We start from the raw sequence: 20,201 nt of genomic DNA, 5'->3' as shown, positions 1-20,201 counted from the left end.
TCGTGCTCCTCGGTACTCTTATTAATATTTATAAGCATCAGGTTTAAATGGACCTTCAACAGGTACACCTAAATATTCCGCTTGCTTTGGAGTTAGCTTGGTTAACGTACCGTTAAAGCCAGCAACCATTGCCGCTGCTACTTCTTCGTCTAGTTTTTTCGGTAATACTTTAACGTATAAGTTTTCAGTACGCTTATCGGCTGGCAAGTCTGCGAATTTTTCTTCAAACAGATACATTTGCGCCAATACTTGGTTAGCAAATGAGCCGTCCATCACGCGTGATGGGTGACCAGTTGCATTACCCAAGTTTACCAAACGACCTTCAGCTAACAAAATGAGGTAATCATTCACGTCGTCTGAGCGGAAAATTTGATGCACTTGTGGCTTTACTTCTTCCCAGCGCCAGTTATCACGCATAAACTGAGTGTCAATTTCGGTATCAAAGTGACCGATATTACATACCACAGCGCCTTTTTTCAGCGCGGCTAGCATGTTTTTGTCACACACATGGTAGTTACCAGTAGTGGTCACAATCATGTCAGTATCTTCTAACAGACGAGTATTGATGCCTTCTGCGCCGCCAGTGTTGTCGCCATCGATGTATGGTGACAATACTTCGTAACCGTCCATACACGCTTGCATGGCACAAATCGGGTCAACTTCTGATACGCGTACAATCATGCCTTCTTGGCGCAAGCTTTGTGCTGAGCCTTTACCCACATCGCCATAACCGATAACAAGGGCGCGACGACCAGCAAGGAACATATCCGTTCCACGTTTGATAGCATCATTTAAGCTATGACGGCAGCCGTATTTATTATCATTTTTAGACTTCGTTACCGCGTCATTGACGTTGATAGCAGGGACTTTTAACGTGCCTTTATTCAACATTTCAATCAAGCGATGCACGCCGGTAGTCGTCTCTTCTGAGATACCATGCATGTTATCAAGTAAATGTGCATAATCATTATGAATCAATGCGGTTAAGTCACCACCATCATCCAAGATTAAGTTGGCATCCCAAAGCTGACCTGATTCTTCACCGCCAACGTGGATTTGTTGACGTAAGCACCATTCGTACTCTGCGTCCGTTTCGCCTTTCCAAGCAAATACTGGAATACCAGCAGCAGCAATCGCAGCCGCCGCATGGTCTTGAGTTGAGAAAATATTACATGACGTCCAGCGTACTTCAGCACCAAGCGCGACTAAAGTCTCGATAAGTACGGCAGTTTGAATCGTCATATGAATACAGCCGACGATTTTTGCGCCTTTTAATGGTTGCGCGGCTTCATAGCGACGACGCAAGCCCATTAGGGCAGGCATTTCAGCTTCAGCAAGAGTAATTTCACGGCGACCATAATCAGCTAAGCTAATGTCAGCAACTTTATAATCTGTGAAAGCGGGATTGATTGTATGGGCAGAGGGGGCTTTAGACACTGCGTCCATAATATGCTCCTATCAGTGGTAAATGTATGATAAAAAGAATAATAGCGCAGGTGCCGTTGTTTGCCCTGTCAATAATCAGCGCCAATGCATAGGGTGATTATTCAACAGTTACCGAGCCTAACATAAACAATAAATAGTAAGGTTTAGCTATAAACCAAACTATTATTTATGGTGCAACACCTCTCGGAGGTCGTTATTGTAAAGTATGATGGTTAATTTGTCACCTATTGGCTAATAAAAAGGCTAGGTAATCAAGCGCTAAATGATATCTCTTTGTGCCTAAAAGCAAATGAATAGGCATAAAAAAGGTCACCGATAGATGACCTTTTTATTTATTTAAAGTTTGATAAGCTTAGCTGAATGCTAGAACCAGTTATAGGTAAGTGAGGTAAAGAAGTTAGTGCCGTCTTGGTTATAACGCGAAGGATATTCTCCAAAACTTTCATTAGTTGAATAATCTACGTTGGTTAAGTTGTTAATACGACTTGTCCATGTCAGATTCGGGCTCAGATAATAATTACCACTAATGTTGAACAATGTATAGTCATCTATAAAAGTACTGTTATCTGCAACGTTATAGGTTTTACCCACATATTCTGCTTCAGTACGAATATCAAAGTCTGCAGCTCGGTAACCCACATATACTAAGCCAGTATTTTCAGGGCGATATACTAGTTGTTTGCCTTTATTAGTTCCTGACTTCTCTTCGGCATTAGTACGAGCATATTGACCGCCAAATAAAATATGACTTAGCTGCCAGTCTGAAGTAAAGCTATAACCCGATAAGCTTGCTTCATCAATGTTAAGTGCTTGATATTTTTTAATACTATCATCGTATCTGTTATCAATAAGATTATCGACATCACTATTAAAAGCAGTCAGACGTGTATTTTGTATGGCGGTATTAGACTCAATAAACACTTCTAAATTTTTACTCTTTTCAACTTTCAAATTTTCATTTGGAACATAGTAAAAGCTTTCAATATATAAATCATTTAGAGTAGGCGCTCTATAACCAGTAGCGAAGCCAGTACCTAGACGTAGGCTGGGCGCTAGCTTTACAGCGTAGCCAAGCCCAAATGTGGTTTCGTTACCAAATTGTGAGTTATCATCAAGACGAACATTGGCTTGAAAATCGTAAGCATCTTCATTCACTTGATAACCAGCAAAGCCACTCTTAATATCACGGTCATTTATTTTATAATTATCTTTACCGCTGGCACTAGGAGTGTTATCTATAAGGTCTACTTTCTGCTGTAACCATTCGGCACCTGCTTGAAATTGTCCTACAGGTAATTTATAAGTGCTTATCAGATTCGCTTGTTTCTGTTTGGTCTCAAACGCATCGCCAACTTTATTATCAAGTTTATCTAAGCTTTTACCTGCTGATAAACGTACTGTTAATTTGTCATTTTCGTATTGTGAAAATGCTGATACTGCACCATTTTCTTGATCAACCTCTGCGTTTGGTCCTGGTCCAAAACTAAAGTTATCAAACTCAGTATTCGACTTAGCAAAAAGCCCAGTTGCACCAATGCTGATATTTTGAGTTAAAGGCATGCTTGCATTTAGAGCAAAGTTATTACTTTTAAAGCCATCGTCATCTTTATCATTGCCTGATCGGTTTTCAAGAGCGCTGATACCTTTGGTTTGATTGCGACTAGCAGAAAGGCTAAGTTTTGCGCCTTCAGTATTTGCAAACTGTGCTGCTGCACCGTATACATAGTGGTCATGTGAGCCAACACCTGCAGTAACTGAGAAGTTCGTTTGTTCAACACTATTACCTTTAGTGAAGATTTGAATAACGCCACCCATTGCATCTGCACCATAAATACTAGAGCCAGAGGCACCGTATAAAATCTCGATACGGTCAATCTGATCAGCTGGCAGCAATCCTAGAGCAGGTTGTCCAGTTGACATTGAGCCATAACGAATACCGTCTATTAATAATAATACACGCTTACTATCATATCCCCGCAGATAAAAATTACCGTTTGTTCCCATGCCACCATCTTGCTTAATGCTAAAGCCTGGCTGACGTCTTAAGACTTCCATCACCGTCTGACCTTGATAACGCTGTAGCTCTTCTTTGTCAACGACGCGAGTTTGTGCAATCACATTGCTGGTTTTAGTCGGCGTACGCGTGGCAGTCACCACGATTTTATCCAGCTCAACTTGCGGTAACTCATTATCGCCAATCGCTGTTGCTTCAGTCGTAGCAGCAGTTGCACCAACAGCAAATGCGCCAAAAGCCGTTAAAATACACAACCGAAGATAAGTGGTCGAGGAGGCACGTGATAAAACCATATTTAATTCCAAAGTCAAAAAGCGAAAAGCAAAAGTTACAAGAGCAAATTTTTAAATAGCTAAAAGTTACAAAAAACTATAAATAAATTACACGCGCTTATTATCTATAAAAATAATGCCTTTATAAACCTTTTTAACCTAATGTTTATTCAGCATAAGCTGAATTGACTTCATGTTATATAGTCATGGCTAACATAATATGGAAGGCAGTAGATAACGTCTTTTTTGAGTCAGCATCAAGTAGCATATTGCGAACAATAGGGACGTTTTTATTCATTGCATAATGCTTTACCATAGCTATTAATTTGTGCGATTTATTTTCTCCAATACGAAGAGGTTTGTTTTGTCTATTGAGCGTCACCCCAGTTCGCCCAGTCTCAGTTCATGGTTTCTAGCTTTACGCTCGCTATCAAGCGTATTACCAAAATTTATCATGGCGCTACTTCTAACCGTATTGCTGCTGATTCTACCAAAGCCTGTATTAGCGGTTGAGGCAAGTGTGCTGGGCATTGGTGGCAGTAGTAGCGAGGAGACGGTAAGTGAACCTTTGCCCGATGCATTCGGGCGTGATTCTCCGCGTCATACGGTACAGGGCTTTATCAGTGCTTTGGGTGATAATGATTATCTGCTGGCGAGTAATTATTTAAATTTATCGAAAGCGGATAACCCAACTACAGAAGTGCGCCAATTTAAACAAGCATTGGATGCTGGGGGGCGCTTTCAGTCAGATTTGCAGATTAATAATACGCTAGAGGGCAATTTAACTGATCAGCTGCCGCCAAGCCAAGAAAATGTTGGCAGTATCAAAATTGGCGAAAAAGATGTACCACTATTGCTAGAGCGTGTGGTGGCAAAAAATGGCGAGCAATATTGGCAGTTCTCTAGCGACACACTCAGTGCGATTCCAGAAGTTATTGAAGATACTCAGCCCACTTTAATATCACGTTATACCATAGATGGACTTGAAGATAAAAAACTGTTTGGTTATCAGATTACCGATTTGGTCGCTGCCGTTGCTATTACCATTGGTAGTTTTGTACTGACCTATATTTTAGTATGGATATGGTATCACTTATTGAATATCATTTATCCACGCTTGCGTGGAGAGCCGCTCGGCTTTCCGGACAAGGTCATTTTACCGCTTGCTGTGGTCATTATGGCGCTGATGTTGTCCGAGATTATGGTGTATTTTGGGGTATCAGTCACGCTGCGTGAACCGGTCAATCGCTTTACTGAAATTGCCTCGTGGTTGGCATTGACGTGGCTGCTGTTACGGGTAATTGACGCAATATTTACCCGCGCAGTAAATCTCAGTTATAAAAAGAACTATACTGAGCGCGTATCCATCTTAGGGCTGCTGCGCAAAATTGTTAAAGCGCTACTGTTGATATTTGCCATTATTGTTATTTTTGGCAATTTAGGCTTTGACTTAACCACGGGTATTGCCGCATTAGGGGTTGGTGGTTTAGCGTTGGCATTGGGTGCGCAAAAGACCATCGAAAACTTGGTCGGTAGTGTGGTTGTGGTTGCCGACTCCCCAGTACGAATAGGCGATTACTGTAAATTTGGCACCTATGAAGGTACAGTAGTCGATATTGGCATTCGCTCATCGCGCGTGCGTACCTTGAACCGAACGATAGTTACAGTACCCAATGGCGACTTTTCATCCATGCAAATTGAGAACTTTACCTCGCGTGATATGTTCCACTTTTTGCATCATTTGTATATCAAGCGCAGTGCTGATATTGATGTGGTATTTAAAATGGTTGAAGAATTAAATACCTTCTTAGACACCCATGAATTGACCAATCAAGAGTGGAATCAGGCAAATATTTCAGAGCTGCGTCAAGATTGTTATGTCATACAATTGCGCGCTTATGTCAATGCTGTAGATGCCACTGAGTTCTATGGAAAACAAGATACCTTATTGGTTGATATGTTATCACTGGTCAAAAAGTATAATGTTGAGCATGCCTTGCCGATGCAGCAGCTTATCATGGAACAACCTGAGCATGATGATACAAAAAGTGTGGTTGAAAAGGTAGAAGTAGATGACGAAATAGAAGAGAGTAAAATAGAGAAAGAGCTTGGTAGTCAGGATAGCGATATTGATTCGAGCAAAATTAACCTAAGCAAGTTATCTGAAAATGTTGACGAAACCCCAATCAGTACTGAAGATAGTGATAAATATGACAAGCCTAAGCATAAAAAATCACTAGCACGTCCTCAGTTTAAGCATATCAAGCAAGGCTTCCGCTTTTCTAAAATGAAAAAACCTAAAGCTCATTAAAATATAGAATGAATATAAAAAAAGGACTGCATCTAGGCAGTCCTTTTTTATGAAAGAATTAACGTAAATTTACTTTATTCAGCATCAGGTTTGTTCTTTTTTAACAAGACCAATACTGCGCCATTGCCGCCATCTTTTGGTGGGGCTGAGCAAAATGCCAGTACTTCTGGTAGTTGACGTAACCAGCCATTAACGCAGGTCTTGAGGATAGCTTCACTACCTTTACCATGAACGATTTTTACCGAGGTTTCATTGTTCTTTTTAGCTTGGCTGAGTAGCTGAGTCATTGCCACACGCGCTTCTTCAATGGTGCAACCATGAATATCAACAGCATCGTACCAGCGCAATTTACCTTGCTTTAACTGGGTAAAAATTTTGTTTTGCAGGGTTGGGTTTTTATAAGACAAATAAGCTTCGCCCGCCACTGGATTAAGTAGTGCTTGCATGTCTGACAGCCCAGCACCTAAGTCAGCAGCGTCACTGCCTTGTGCTGCTGCACGCTTTGATAAAGTGGCTGCATCAGGCTTGCCACCTTTTTTAGCGCTAGCAGGCGAGCGGACATTTTTATCATCCAGCTGATTAACACCGTGCATGGCTTGCATAAACAATACTTTGTCATCGTCAATATGCTCAGAGTCCATTTGCTTGACGGTTTTCTTCACTTGTTTTTGAGTTAGCAAAGACACCGGCTCTGTCGGCTTGCCGTTATCGCCATCAGGTGATGTGGTGTCGCGACCTTTGCTCAGTTGACCTTTAAGTTCTTTAAGCTGATCTTGCATTTCTTTTGAAAAAAGAGAATTTGACATAATAATTAACGCGTCTATGTAATGAATGGAGGATAAAATAATTCGTGCTATAGCCAGTCACACCGCCAGTAATAAAAGGATGGTGACATTATCTAGGCTACTTTACGCGCTCAACGAGACGCTCGCAAGTAAGGATTGTAACGCCTGTCCTGGGTGCTCTGTCTTCATAAACTGCTCACCAATCAAAAAGTGCTGGATATCATGGCGCAGCATCAATTCAATATCGTCTGCGCTATGAATACCACTTTCGGTGACAATGAGTGGCTTTAATAAAGGTTTTTTATTATCGGCAATGTCTTTATTAACATTGCCATTATTAGCATCATCAGTCGCTAATGCTTGCAGTAAGATATTTTTTAAATCTAAGGTGGTTTGTAAGTCCACTTCAAAAGTATTGAGATTGCGATTATTAATGCCATAGATATTGTGGTTTGAGCGCGGTAGTTTTAGTGCGCGTGCCAATTCTTCCGCAGTATGCACTTCAATCAATACATCCATTCCCAGTTTAATACTCAGCGCATGTAACTCGTGCACTTGCGCATCATCAAGACATGCCATAATCAGTAAGATACAATCCGCGCCCAGTAAATAGGATTGATAAATTTGATAGGCATCAATCATAAAATCTTTGCGTAAGACAGGCAGCTGACAGGCGGCTCGCGCTTGCACCAGATAGCTGTCGTCACCCTTAAAATAATCACGATCGGTTAATACGGATAAGCAGCTGGCAGCGGCTTGCTCATATTGTGCGGCAAACTCACTTGGCATAAAGTTATGATTGATAATGCCTTTAGAGGGCGAAGCTTGTTTGATTTCAGCGATAATACCGATACCTGTGCTGATGTCCGTACCCATGCCTGCGTACGTAGTTGCTGCTCGTAAAGCATTAGCAAAACCGCGACGAGGACGCGTATCAGCAGCAACTTGAGCTTGCAGCTCAGCAAGTGTTACCTCTTTACTAGCGGCGCGTATTTCTTCATATTTAGTAGCGACGATACGTTGTAATACTGAGGGTATGGCAGAATCTGAAGTGGCAGTCATGGTGATATCCGTATGCTTATAAAGGTTATGAGGTGCGATAAAATAATTATTGATATTAAGTATTCGTCAACTGCTGGGTATGCTCAGCCAGAGCTTGTAGCTTGATTAATGCTGAGCCATTCTGAATGACTGCTTGCGCTTGATGCACGCCATTGGCATAGTTGCTGGCAAGTCCGGCGGTATAAATAGCAGCGCCAGCATTGAGAGCAATCATATCACGCGCTTTTAAAACAGCGCGTTCAGTAGTGTCATTGCCCGATAAAGCAGCACGAATCAAGGCAAGGCTTTCTGCTGGTGAATTGACATCCAGTCCAATCAAGGTCTGTGATTCGATTCCGGCATCTTCTGGCATAATATCGTAGACAGAGATTTTACCGTCTTTAAGCTCAGCGACGGTGGTGGAGGTCGCAAGGCTAATCTCATCTAGACCATCTTTTGACCCAACAACCATCACATGCCGTGCGCCAAGATTTCTCATGACCTTTGCCATAGGCTCACATAAATGCGCGGTAAAGACACCAATTACCAAATTAGGTACGCCAGCAGGATTGGTTAATGGACCTAAAATATTAAAAATCGTTCGTGATTTTAACTCACGACGTACCGGATTGGCATGACGCATGGCACTATGGTGATTGGGTGCAAATAAAAAGCCAATCCCTTGCTTTTCAATACAATCCAGCGTTTGCATCGGCGTTAGTGCCAAGCTTATTCCTGCTTGCTCAAGCAAGTCTGAACTACCAGATTTGGTAGAGACACCGCGATTACCGTGCTTAGCAACTTGTGCGCCAGCCGCCGCCGCTACTAAGGCTGATGCCGTAGAGACGTTAAAGATATTGGCACCGTCACCACCTGTACCGACGATATCGACCATATGCTCGCAGCCTTGAGGGGCGATATTCTCTGCCAACGCGCGCATGGCACTAGCAGCAGCGGTAATCTCATCAATAGATTCCCCCTTCATCCGCAGACCGGTCAAAATAGCGCCCATCATGGCATTGCTACATCTGCCTTGCATGATAATCAGCATGACCTCATGCATCTCATCAAAGGTCAAATCAATATGTTGAAAAATACGGTCTAAAGCGCTAGCCAGTAAACTATGAACTTCTTCATCTGAAAGTTTGGCAATCTCTTCAGCGCGGCTCATTGAGGTTAAAAGGGTGGGGTTTACAGCTTGGTTGTTCGTAACCAACGTATCAGCAGTCATTATAATGGTCTCACTTTCTATTATTATTTTATATCAATGGTAAAAGCTATTTAAAGCACTGTGTTAAAGCAATGTGATTTTATCTAGCGCAGCTCAAATAAGACGTTAGCCTAAAACTAGCCAACTTGTGGTAACTCATCAGTACTTAGTTTTGCTAAGTTATGAGTTTTTAAAAAGTTATTCAGCAGCTGATATCCCGCTTCACTTAAGATAGATTCTGGATGAAATTGCACGCTTTCAATGGCAAACTCTTTATGACGAAAGCCCATAATTTCTTCAATACTACCGTCAGTGTTTTGCGTCCATGCTGTCACTTCTAAGCATTCCGGCAAGCTGTTTTTATCGACTACAAGCGAATGGTAACGCGTGGCTTGAGTAGGATTAGGTAACTCTGCAAATACGCCTTGATTATTATGATACACGGCAGATAAGCGACCATGCATGACTTCACCAGCTTTGACCACTTGACCGCCAAACGCTTGCCCGATAGCTTGATGACCCAAGCAAATGCCTAAAATCGGAATAACACCTTTAAAGGTATCAATAATATCTAGTGAGATACCCGCGCGGTCAGGATCGCAAGGACCCGGACCAATCACAATGATATCCGGTGCCAGCGTTTTAATATCCTTTAAAGTGATCTGATCATTACGCCAAACGGTGATGTCCTGCTGCAACTCACCGAAGTACTGTACAATATTGTACGTAAAGCTGTCGTAATTATCGATCATTAGAATCATTATGGCTTCAACCTATAGATGTATTTTTGTTTTATAAAGACAGGCTTGTTGCTGTACATATTACTGTAGATAATATTGCGCAAAAGAGTGCATACGACGCGACTCCTAAATAATGCTTGTTTTATCAGTCGCATTTCTATTGCGTCCGTTATCTTACCATTATTTTATGTTCTATTAAATGTCAACTGCAGATGCATGCTGCTTAAAAATATTATTCATATAAAGCTATACAAAAACCCTGAATAATGAGAATCTTAACCCCGAAAATGACAAACGGCGTGTGAAAGGGTGCATAACAGTTCAGCATTATTGGTCAGATATTGCTAAAATAGCGCCAGCGTTGAGCAAGTTTGCAAAAGTTTGGGCGAAGGCACGATACACTATGTTTACACGATACATTATGTTTAATAGTGCCATGCCTACAGAGCAGAGTTAAATAGCCTTTGCAAACCCATTAACATCATCCGTAATGTTAGCTACGATCTTAAATCGCAATACCACGATAATCACGAGGGAAATTTTTTATGTCGAATAAATTACTAGATCTTATCAAGTCATCTAATGCCAAATGGGTTGACTTTCGCTTTACCGATACCCGAGGCAAAGAGCATCATATGAGCTTTCCCTCTCATACCATCGACGAAGAAGTGATGGAAGATGGCAAGATGTTTGATGGGTCATCAATTGCTGGCTGGAAAGGCATTGAAGCGTCAGATATGATCTTGCGTCCAGATCCTGAGACTGCGTTTATCGACCCGTTTTTTGATGCCGTGACCGTGGTTGTAACTTGCGACATTATCGAACCATCGACTTTGCAAGGGTATGAGCGTGATCCACGTTCTATCGCGCGCCGTGCTGAAGAATACTTAAAATCAACCGGTATTGGTGATACTGCCTATTTCGGTCCCGAACCTGAATTTTTCGTATTTGACGAAGTAAAATGGTCAATTGACATGGCAGGCGTAAGCCATGAGATTGTGGCTGAAGAAGCAGCATGGTCAACCAATAAAGACTACGAATGGGGCAACATGGGGCACCGTCCACGTGTCAAAGGCGCTTACGTTCCAGTACCACCAGTCGACAGCTCACAAGATATGCGTGCCGTGATGTGTGACCGTATCGAAGATATCGTCGGTGAAGGCTGTATTGAAGTCCATCACCACGAAGTTGCGCCTTGCCAGTTAGAGATTGGTGTCGCCTTTAATACACTCGTGCGTAAAGCTGATGAAGTACAACAATTAAAATATGCGGTGCATAACGTTGCGCATCAGTTTGGTAAGACCGCAACCTTTATGCCAAAGCCTATCGTTGGTGATAATGGTTCTGGGATGCATGTACATATTTCTATCTCAAAAGATGGTGTCAATACCTTCTCTGGTGATGAATATGCCGGTCTGTCTGAGTCAGCACTGTACTTTATCGGTGGTATCATTAAGCATGCTCGCGCGCTAAATGCGATTACTAACCCTTCAACCAACAGCTATAAGCGCCTAGTACCGCATTATGAAGCGCCAATTAAATTGGCTTACTCAGCATCGAATCGCTCAGCGTCGATTCGTATTCCACACGTGAGCAGCCCAAAAGCCGTCCGTGTTGAGGCTCGCTTCCCTGATCCAGCTGCTAATCCATATCTAGCCTTTGCTGCGTTATTGATGGCAGGTCTTGATGGTATTCAAAACAAGATTCATCCGGGCGAAGCCGCTGATAAAAACTTGTATGACTTGCCACCAGAAGAAGAAGCGTTAATCCCAACGGTTGCTGAAAACTTAGAAGTGGCACTGCAAGCATTAAGAGAAGACCATGAGTTCTTATTAAAGGGCGATGTGTTCACTAAAGAGATGTTAGAAGCCTATATCGCGCTGAAAGAAGAAGAAGTGCAGCGCGTGAACATCACAGTACACCCTGTTGAATTTGACTTGTATTACAGCTGCTAATTTGTCATTAAATCTTTAAATTAGTATTAAAAAACCAGCTAAGGCTCACTTGGCTGGTTTTTTTGTGAATAAATTTTCACGATTTTAAAGTTATTAAGGTATCAATAGGCTTGTAAAGTTATGGGTAAGCTGTCATCTTCTAAAAATAAGCTGACAACTATAATGAATTATAAAGGCAGGGGTGAACTGACCATGACACGATTATCAAAAAGATTAATTCAGGGTAAAGCAATGGTCGCTGAGCGGCACAAGGCAAAATGCAAAAAACATTTATTAACGAGTTTATTCATGGGGGTCACGTTATTTTATGCGCCTTTGTCAAATGCTGCTGTTTATAAAATTGTCGATGAACAAACGGGGCGCGTTACCTTTACCGACAATCCACAGAAGTATGAAAAGCAAGCTGGTAAAAAAATCAGCCAAATGACTATTGTTGCGCCTGTACATAATAATAGTTCAGCCAATGCTAATAACAATACTAGCTCGTCTCAAACGCAAGCCAATTCAGCTACAAATTCATCTACTTCTGTATCTACTAATAGTAGTACAGCGCCCGCTCAACCATCAACCATATCGCCAAACGTAAGGTATCAGTTAACGCTTATTGAACCCAGTACAGAGCGTGCATATCGTCGTCCTGCTCAAAGCATTGATGTGCAAGTACAGCTCAAACCTGCCTTACAAGCAGGTGATATCATCACTATTTATTTAGATGGCAATCAAGTTGCGCAAGGGCTAAGCGCATCAATCGCTACGGTAGATCTCTTGCCTGGCGCGCATATTATCAAAGTAATGATAAGCAATGAAAAAGGGCAAAGTTTGGCGCAAGTATCGCGTACCGTCTACGTGATTCAAAATACGGCAATCTTACAAAATAATAAGAAAATTGCTCAACAGCTTTTGGCGTATGAGCAATTGCCTTGGCATCAAAAAATTCTGCTCAAACTGCGTCAAGACAATATACAATTGAATCCGCCATCTAAGCCAACAGCGGATACACCGATGACGCTTGAGCAACCAGTAGTTAAGTAGTTAAATAGATTGTAATAAATAATGCTATATGAAAAATATAGTCACTAATTGCTGCCAGTTAAACTGTAATCAGAGCAAAGGCTATCTAAATAAAATAAAGGCAGTGACTGATATCAGTCATTGCCTTTATTAATATTTCACTTTTTAAAAAGGATTGATGAGCGCTTATTTAGTCAATTCAATCGTACCGCCAGCCGTCACCGAAATAGTACTGTTACCAGATTCAAAGCTTTGACGAGGTACGGACGCGTCAGCCACTTCCGATGCCATTTTCATATTATACATTGGGCGTGGATAGTTGTTATTGTTGGTATTAAGGTTTACCGTTACCACGCGATAGCTACGTGCGTCCCAAGCGCGGGTTAGATTTTTTGCTTGGTTTTGAAAGGCGCGTGAGGCATCCGTCATTAGCTTTTGTTCAATCGCGCTTTTCTTGGTATCTGAAACCCCAAAGTTAAGATTGTCCATCACTAGCGTCTCTTGCAGCGCGGCAATCAGCTGGCTGGTCGCGGCAAAGTCAGTACTTTTTATGTCGATGTTGGCTTGTCCTGTCCAGCCGATAATTTTGTCATTTTTATCGTAGCGCGGATAGGTGCTTTGTTGTCCGGTACTGACCGTTACACTCGGATAGCGTTTGGCAATCGCTAGGGCTTTATTGACGGTGGTATTAAGTTGTGTTGCCAGGGTTTTGGCATCAGTTGCTTGCGCTTTTTTATAGAGGCTGGCACGCACTTCGTCATTTGCGACTTCTTCTTTTACTTCCGTCTGAAAGCTGAGCTGGTCATAACCGGTTGGAGCAGCTTGTGCCCCTGTCATGGCAAAGGTTAGAAGGCAGGCGGCACTAGATGCCATAAGTGCTTTGTTTAATAGAGCGTTTTTCATAATAGACTCCTTGATAAATACAGCAGTAAAATCGTTTTTTGTTGATTATCTGGCTAAAATAGCAAATTTTAAATAGGATGCTGTGATATTTTTGTCAGTATATTGCTGGATTCTACGAGCCTTTAAGACAACAATTTTACTTTAGGGGTTGCAATGATGAGAAAACCTTGTATAATTTGCAACTGGTGGCTCCATTGGTAGCCTCGCAACATTGAATTATGAACCCCGCCAGGACCGGAAGGTAGCAACGGTAATAATTATAATGTGTGCCGAGGATGTGCTGATGGAGTCGCTTTTTTTTGCCTAAAATTTGGCTACATATAATACTGTCAAAATTAAATGCTTATTTTTATATCAATGTCCTTCATTTGTAAGGGCTTTTTTTTGTTCAAATTTTGGTGTGAGCCCTCATTTGCTGTTTAAGCATCTTTATTTGATTTTAGGTGACGTATACTGTATTAACCTTTAACAATAATCAATATTGCCCGCTTTGAGACGTTATTATGAAAATATTTGTTTGGTTATTTATTGCAGTGACGATGTTAGTGATTGTGGTTGGGGTGACGATATTTAATAAGCTGGTACGTGGACGTAATCAGGCGAAGAATGGCTTTGCGCAAATCGACGTGCAGTTAAAGCGGCGTCATGACTTGATACCTAATTTGGTCGAAACCGCAAAACGCTATTTGGTGCATGAAGAGGAGACGCTCACGCGGGTTATCAGCGCCCGTAATCGTGCCCAAAGTTTACAAGATTCTAACAAGCATGAGCCTGAGTCGTTGGAACATATGGCATTATTTGCGCAGGCAGAGAGTATGCTGTCTAAAGCATTGGGGCAGTTTTATGCAGTTGTAGAGGCATATCCTGAATTAAAAGCGGATACGCTGATTAAAGAGCTGATGGATGAGCTGACCAATACTGAGAATCGCATCGGCTTTGCGCGTCAGCATTATAATGACAGTGTGATGTTTTATAATAATAGTCGCGAGGTATTCCCGAATAATTTAGTGAGTACGACCTTTGGTTTTCGTCCGCTAAGTCCATTAGTATTTGCCGATAAAGAAGTGATTAGCCAAGCGCCTAAGGTTAATTTTAACCAGTAATTTTAATCAGTAATATCAACCCGCTTTTTTAATAAAATGACTGATAAGCTTTGGAGTGAATGTTGGCTGGGTTTGAGCAAGATGAACGCATAGATTTTTTTGCTGAACAGCGCACCCGTACGCGGCGCAGTCTATTGCTCTATGGATTGTTTTTGCTCATTGTCTTGGCGCATATGGCAGTAGCGCTAGGTATTATGGCGTTATTATTAACCGTTTTTACTGGTGGCATTTACCATTGGGCTTTGGTATTGGTTATTGTTTGGACGCTATTTAGCTTTATTAGTGGTAGCTTTTTAGAGTATCGCCGCCTAGAGGCAGGCGGACGCGCCATTGCACAGCGGGTCGGAGCGATTCGCTTATTTATTGATAATAGTCAGGATGCTTGGGAGCATAGTCAGGGCATAGCGCATCGGCATGAACCTGTCATGCCTGTACGTTATACCTCGCAGCATATTGCTGTGCGTCATGAGCGTGACTTTCCAAAAGTGTATCGACGCTATTATGAGTTTGCTGAGCAATTAGCCATTGCTTCGGGATTGAGCATGCCGATATTGTATGTGTTGCCAAATGAGCAAGGCATTAATGGCTTTGTGGCAGGTCGGCACAGCAGTGATATGGTGATGGTCGTCACCCAAGGGGCGCTCGATAAGTTGTCTGATGAGGCGTTATATGGTCTTATTGGGCATGAGTATGGACATATTTTGCATGGCGATGCGACGTTCAATTTGCAGCTAATGGTGCTGCTGGCAGGTCTGCAGTTATTATATGATTGGAGCGACTCTATCAACAGTCTTTCTGCTCAAAGCACTTCACGGAATAGCCGCTATTTTAATGCTGCGATTAGTCGAAATACACCGTTATCCCAAAGAGAGATTGATGCTAAAGCCCGCAGTAGAGAGGCACAGACAGCGAATTTTACCACGCATAGCGAATGGGTCGATTATTGGCAGTCTCAGTCTCAGTCTCAGTCTCAGTCGCAATTCCAAATACAGCATCGAGCTTTATCAACCCATTCTTTATCCCTGTTAACCTCTAGGAGTGGCTCTACGCACGCTCATCGTAATATTTGGACGTTAATCGTACACGGTCTGAGCTTTTCGAGTATGGCGAGTGCGCAGTTGATTAAGCACAGCTTTAATCGTGAGCGCGAACTATTGGCGGATGCAACCAGTATACAGCTCACGCGCTCTCCGGCTATTTTGGAAACGCTAAAAGCCATTCATCAAGATCCGCAGGGTTCACGTCTCTCAGAGACTGCCGATATTAATGGGCTTAGTCATTTCTTTTTTGCCAGTAGTGGTGCAGATTTAGGCGATGTATCATGGTTTGCCACTCATCCGAGCTTGGCTGAACGTATGAGCGCGATTAATACCAGTGCTTATCAAAACTTTGCGTTACAAATAGCGCGGCGCAAACGGCTAAATCAGCAAAAAGTAACAGAAATATATGAGCAGCGTCGACGTGGTGATTGGGGTGAACGGGATGCTCATATCAGTATTGATAATAAGGATTCCGTTAAAAATAGTAAAATCGTTAGTTTAAAGCAGCCAGAACAGAACTTAGAACAAAACTCAGAACAGAACGAAGAAGGGCTATTGTTTACACAAGAAGTTGATGTGATTATGAATGGGCGTTTGCAAGTTGATGTTGCCGCTGATGAGGGTATGTTTGCTCAGGAATTGTTAAAACCGTGGCAAGCATTGCCTGATAATGAGTTATCCGCTGATAAGCTTGTAGAACTGGCAGATATGCAGAACGTGACTTTACCGCAGTATTTGCTTAATCACAGCCATCATCCACTAGGCGCATTGGCGCTCATTGAAGCCGTACTATTATGTCACCAAGGTCATGCCTTATCGACAGCTGTTACTTATGGTCTTACTGGTATTTGGTGTGGGTTGACCACATCAGGTAACGCAGCAGAGAATGCAGGTAATAATACGGAGGGTAAACGTAACCCATCAATATTACCGCATATCATCGACGCTAAGTTGCTAGAAATAGTCGCCACTTTAGATAGACGTTTGGATAGTGGGTTAATTGCTATCGCCCTGAATCAGTTACGCAAACAAGATTTATCACAGCTGAGAATAGAACGACTACAGCAGAAAAGCCTGATTAGTCACAGCTTTCAAGATAAACAGCATTATCAGCAACAAAAAAAATGTCGTACGATGCTATTGCGTTATCAGCAAGGGCTTATTCAATTGTTCAACCATCAATTAATTGCTGACTTAACTTGTCATCAACATAGCATGACCGCTATACAGGCAAAGGTGGAGGCAAAGAATAATCAGACGTTGCCTATACTATCCCTGTGGCAGGCGCTACATCTGCAACAGTTACTGCCCTTATTATCGCAAATATTAAGTGCTGAAAATTGTATTGAAAACTATATTGAAAATCATGAAGGTGCTGATAAGAAAAATGATAGTAAGCCTATAAATGATGGTTGCTATGCTGCTGTTTTGCAAAAGGGGTGGTCAGATATTATGGCTCAGCTTGACCCATCTGGGAGTATTTTTTCAGGATTAACGACTAATAAACGCACCATGTTGGTTGTATTTTCCTATCGGCTTGCAAAAGATACAAGCGTTGAGCATCAGCCCAGAAGACATTTAGATGAGCCTTTTTTTATAGAGCAGTTTATGCATATTAAAAGCCTAAGGCGTCATGCCCGCTTGATTAATGCTGATGTATCAACAGTAAGCGATGCCAACTTACAATGGCTGTTATTTACCAGTCAACGTCTTAACAGTATTCAGCTGCTTGCACTTATTAATGAGATACTACCGCAAACCGTTAATCCAAAGCAGAGCCCGCTAACAGCAGTATCTATTCGTTGCAGTTCAAATAACAGACCATTAAGTAGCAATCAGATAGCTTATAATGATTATCGATTGTGGTTAAGCACTTTGCACACAGTCATGTTACATGACACCATTATTAGTCAAAATGAATATGATTGTTTAAGCTTATTAGCCGCGCATTGGCTGGGTGTCCGTCAGTTATTTGACTGACCATATAGATTGCTATAGAAATGTAAAGTTTTTATGTTACGCATGATAAAATTGTATCACTTAAGCTGCATGAATTAAGCTGCATGAATTAAGCTGCGTGAATTAAGCTGCGTGAATTAAGCTGCGTGAATCAAGCTGCGTGAATCAAGATGTAATAAATCAGTAGGATAATGTACCCCGATGAGTGATGTTCAAGACAATATAATGCTACAACAGCGGCAAATTCAACAACGCCAAATATTGGCGATGATGGGTATACCGCTCTGGGTGCAGACAGACTCGCCAACGCTAAATATGGCAGATATTGCGCTGCCAGAATCTACGGTCAGTCATAACCTAGAGACAGATATTCATGGTTTAAGTGTTGAATTAGCAGCCACTGAGCTTTCAGCACCTTTATATAACGCACCTGTTTTGTCTTCTAATGAAGCGATTTTAGAGAGTTCCGTACCCACTTCGTCCCAAAGTCCGGTTGCTCTTAAAGATGAGATACAGCCTTATGAACCGGTAGAAAAAACGTACAATATTGACACGCTGTCTCACAGCTCATCAATAGCAAAGCAGTCAGTAGATGCAGTTGATAACCAAAAAGCATGTGACGATCAAGCAACCGTTGCGCCGTTTGATTTGCAAGGTGGATGTTATGGCAACTGGGTATTATTGGTCGATATCCAAGCCTTAACCCGTGACAGCCAAAAATTATGGCAGAATATTACCCAAGCGTTATCGCTCTCTTGTGAGACCAGCTCATTCCCTATTTGCGCTGGCATGGAGACGACTGAGCTTGCCAATGCTAGCCTTGCAGGGTATATTTTTAAACTTGGTAGACAAGAAGATATACACGTCGCTGTGCTGACTGACTTATCCAGTGGGCTGAGTCATCCTAATTTCATCAGCGTGCCTAAATTGGATGCGATGCTGCGCGATGCCAGTTTAAAACGCAGTTTGTGGTTACAGTTGCATGAGTAATAAACGCTTATGTGCGAATAAAGCTGAAACTGCGCGCTCAATCAAAAAGTGATCAATCAAAAGTTTGCTAGAGTAATAATAAACGATTAAAGTAAGCTCTATAAAGTCATTTTAAATATTTTTAAAGTAAAATATATATATTTATTAACATTTGTTTATAAATAAATTTATCTTTTATTCAAATTATGGTAACTTAAGGTTGTTATTTTCTGCTCCTTAAGATGCTGTGATTTATATTAACCCGTCTTTAGGATTATAACGATGTCAAATAAAATATTGTCCCGTCGCTTACCAAATTTCTGTGCAGGTCCCGCCACTATTCCGACCCCTGTACTAGAGCGTGCCCAACAAGAGTTGCTGGATTGGGAAGGTCGCGGCTTATCAATCATGGAGATGAGCCACCGTAGTACAGATTATGTGGAAGTTACCCAAAAAGCTGAAACCAAACTGCGCGCATTGATGGAAATACCTGATAACTATAAAGTTCTGTTTTTGCAAGGGGGCGCAAGCTTGCAGTTTTCTGCTATTCCGCTGAATTTATTAAATGGTGGGCATGCAGATTATTTAACCACAGGGGCATGGTCGGGCAAAGCTGTAAAAGAAGCACAACGTTATGCTGCACTCGGTTTGGGTGAGATTAACGTGGTTGCAACGGGAAAAGAGTCCAACTTTACGGATGTGCCTGTGCAAAGTGAGTGGAATATCAGCGCCGATGCTGCTTATTTTCATTATTGTGCCAATGAAACCATTCATGGTTTGCAAATATTTGAGCCACCACAAGTCGATGCACCTATCATTGTCGATATGTCGTCCTGTATTTTGTCACAGCCGATTGATGTGTCTAAATTCGGTATGATTTACGCGGGTGCACAAAAGAATATTGGTCCTGCAGGCTTGGTGATTGTCATTATTCGTGAGGATTTATTAGGACGTGCTAATGACTGGTGCCCCATGCTGCTTAATTATGAACATCAAGTAGATAAAGAGTCGATGTCCAACACGCCAGCGACGTATTCTTGGTATTTGGCGGGCTTGGTTTTTGATTGGTTAGAGGAGCAGGGCGGTATTGCTGCAATTGGTAAAATCAATCAGCAAAAAGCAGCACTATTGTACGATACCATTGATAATAGTGCATTTTATAACAATCCTGTTGCTCCTAAACATCGCTCTATCATGAATGTGCCGTTTACTCTAGCGGATAGCAGTCTTGATAAGGTGTTCTTGGAGGAGTCAGAACAGGCGGGATTACTGAATCTAAAAGGTCACCGCGATGTTGGCGGTATGCGTGCGAGTATTTACAATGCTGTGCCCATTGAGTGGGTGCAGCTATTGGTAGACTTTATGAAAGGCTTTGAGCAACGACACGGGTAAAAAATACAGATTCTTGTATGCTACGCTTATACACGTAAGCTTGTTGTTTG

Annotated in this window: 14 protein-coding genes and 1 other RNA gene; 8 read left to right on the top strand and 7 right to left on the bottom strand. The window is 41.9% G+C overall.

From position 1 onward, the window contains the following. Window positions 1–21 precede the first annotated feature (21 nt). Together ahcY and AAEY78_RS04065 are read right to left on the bottom strand one after the other, a co-directional pair. Window positions 22–1,446: an adenosylhomocysteinase gene (gene ahcY, locus AAEY78_RS04070; RefSeq protein WP_352337534.1), complete on the bottom strand. Its 1,425-nt coding sequence runs from the start codon at window positions 1,444–1,446 to the stop codon at window positions 22–24. Between the two features lie 363 nt (window positions 1,447–1,809). Beyond that, window positions 1,810–3,753, bottom strand: a complete 1,944-nt coding sequence (locus AAEY78_RS04065; RefSeq protein WP_352337532.1) for a TonB-dependent receptor domain-containing protein — start codon at window positions 3,751–3,753, stop codon at window positions 1,810–1,812. Window positions 3,754–4,096: 343 nt separating this feature from the next. Between AAEY78_RS04065 and AAEY78_RS04060 the strand changes: the two genes are divergently transcribed. Beyond that, window positions 4,097–6,043, top strand: coding sequence for a mechanosensitive ion channel family protein (locus AAEY78_RS04060; RefSeq protein ID WP_502943646.1), 1,947 nt, complete (start codon window positions 4,097–4,099; stop codon window positions 6,041–6,043). 74 nt (window positions 6,044–6,117) lie between these two features. Here the strand turns inward: AAEY78_RS04060 and AAEY78_RS04055 are convergent, their stop codons facing one another. The 4 genes from AAEY78_RS04055 to AAEY78_RS04040 form a co-directional block, all read right to left on the bottom strand. Continuing rightward, window positions 6,118–6,849: a Smr/MutS family protein gene (locus AAEY78_RS04055; protein ID WP_352337530.1), complete on the bottom strand. Its 732-nt coding sequence runs from the start codon at window positions 6,847–6,849 to the stop codon at window positions 6,118–6,120. 102 nt (window positions 6,850–6,951) lie between these two features. Then, window positions 6,952–7,890 (bottom strand): indole-3-glycerol phosphate synthase TrpC, encoded by a 939-nt coding sequence (gene trpC, locus AAEY78_RS04050; RefSeq protein ID WP_352337528.1) that lies wholly within the window; start codon window positions 7,888–7,890, stop codon window positions 6,952–6,954. Between the two features lie 55 nt (window positions 7,891–7,945). Next, the gene (gene trpD, locus AAEY78_RS04045) at window positions 7,946–9,040 is read right to left on the bottom strand and encodes an anthranilate phosphoribosyltransferase (protein ID WP_352337718.1); all 1,095 of its coding nucleotides are present in this window, start codon (window positions 9,038–9,040) and stop codon (window positions 7,946–7,948) included. Window positions 9,041–9,216: 176 nt separating this feature from the next. Further along, window positions 9,217–9,840, bottom strand: a complete 624-nt coding sequence (locus AAEY78_RS04040) for an anthranilate synthase component II (RefSeq protein ID WP_352337526.1) — start codon at window positions 9,838–9,840, stop codon at window positions 9,217–9,219. A 524-nt stretch (window positions 9,841–10,364) separates the two neighbouring features. On the opposite strand from AAEY78_RS04040, the gene glnA reads away from it, so the two are divergent. Both glnA and AAEY78_RS04030 read left to right on the top strand, forming a co-directional pair. After that, complete coding sequence (gene glnA / locus AAEY78_RS04035) at window positions 10,365–11,774, top strand: type I glutamate--ammonia ligase (protein WP_352337524.1); 1,410 nt, start codon at window positions 10,365–10,367, stop codon at window positions 11,772–11,774. Between the two features lie 288 nt (window positions 11,775–12,062). Further along, the gene (locus tag AAEY78_RS04030; RefSeq protein WP_352337522.1) at window positions 12,063–12,806 is read left to right on the top strand and encodes a DUF4124 domain-containing protein; all 744 of its coding nucleotides are present in this window, start codon (window positions 12,063–12,065) and stop codon (window positions 12,804–12,806) included. A 165-nt stretch (window positions 12,807–12,971) separates the two neighbouring features. Here the strand turns inward: AAEY78_RS04030 and AAEY78_RS04025 are convergent, their stop codons facing one another. Continuing rightward, entirely contained in the window at window positions 12,972–13,688 is a 717-nt protein-coding gene (locus tag AAEY78_RS04025; RefSeq protein ID WP_352337520.1) for an SIMPL domain-containing protein, read from the bottom strand. A 192-nt stretch (window positions 13,689–13,880) separates the two neighbouring features. Here AAEY78_RS04025 and ffs point away from each other — a divergent pair. The 5 genes from ffs to serC all read left to right on the top strand — a co-directional run bounded on the left by ffs (window position 13,881) and on the right by serC (window position 20,151). Then, an RNA gene (ffs, locus tag AAEY78_RS04020) (signal recognition particle sRNA small type) lies at window positions 13,881–13,977 on the top strand. Window positions 13,978–14,191: 214 nt separating this feature from the next. After that, a complete protein-coding gene (locus tag AAEY78_RS04015) occupies window positions 14,192–14,791 on the top strand; it encodes a LemA family protein (protein WP_352337518.1) in 600 nt (199 codons plus the stop codon). A 59-nt stretch (window positions 14,792–14,850) separates the two neighbouring features. Beyond that, window positions 14,851–17,811, top strand: coding sequence for a M48 family metalloprotease (locus tag AAEY78_RS04010; protein ID WP_352337516.1), 2,961 nt, complete (start codon window positions 14,851–14,853; stop codon window positions 17,809–17,811). A gap of 180 nt (window positions 17,812–17,991) precedes the next feature. Then, on the top strand, window positions 17,992–18,780 hold the full coding sequence (locus tag AAEY78_RS04005) for a hypothetical protein (protein ID WP_352337514.1): 789 nt from the start codon (window positions 17,992–17,994) through the stop codon (window positions 18,778–18,780). Between the two features lie 261 nt (window positions 18,781–19,041). Then, on the top strand, window positions 19,042–20,151 hold the full coding sequence (serC, locus tag AAEY78_RS04000; protein WP_352337512.1) for a 3-phosphoserine/phosphohydroxythreonine transaminase: 1,110 nt from the start codon (window positions 19,042–19,044) through the stop codon (window positions 20,149–20,151). The last annotated feature ends 50 nt before the right edge of the window (window positions 20,152–20,201 follow it).

It is taken from the genome of Psychrobacter sp. 16-MNA-CIBAN-0192 (genome assembly GCF_040309565.1).
In the GTDB taxonomy this organism is placed as follows: domain Bacteria; phylum Pseudomonadota; class Gammaproteobacteria; order Pseudomonadales; family Moraxellaceae; genus Psychrobacter.
The sequence above is the reverse complement of the archived record's forward strand: the minus strand, read 5'-3'. Positions and strand labels throughout refer to the sequence as shown.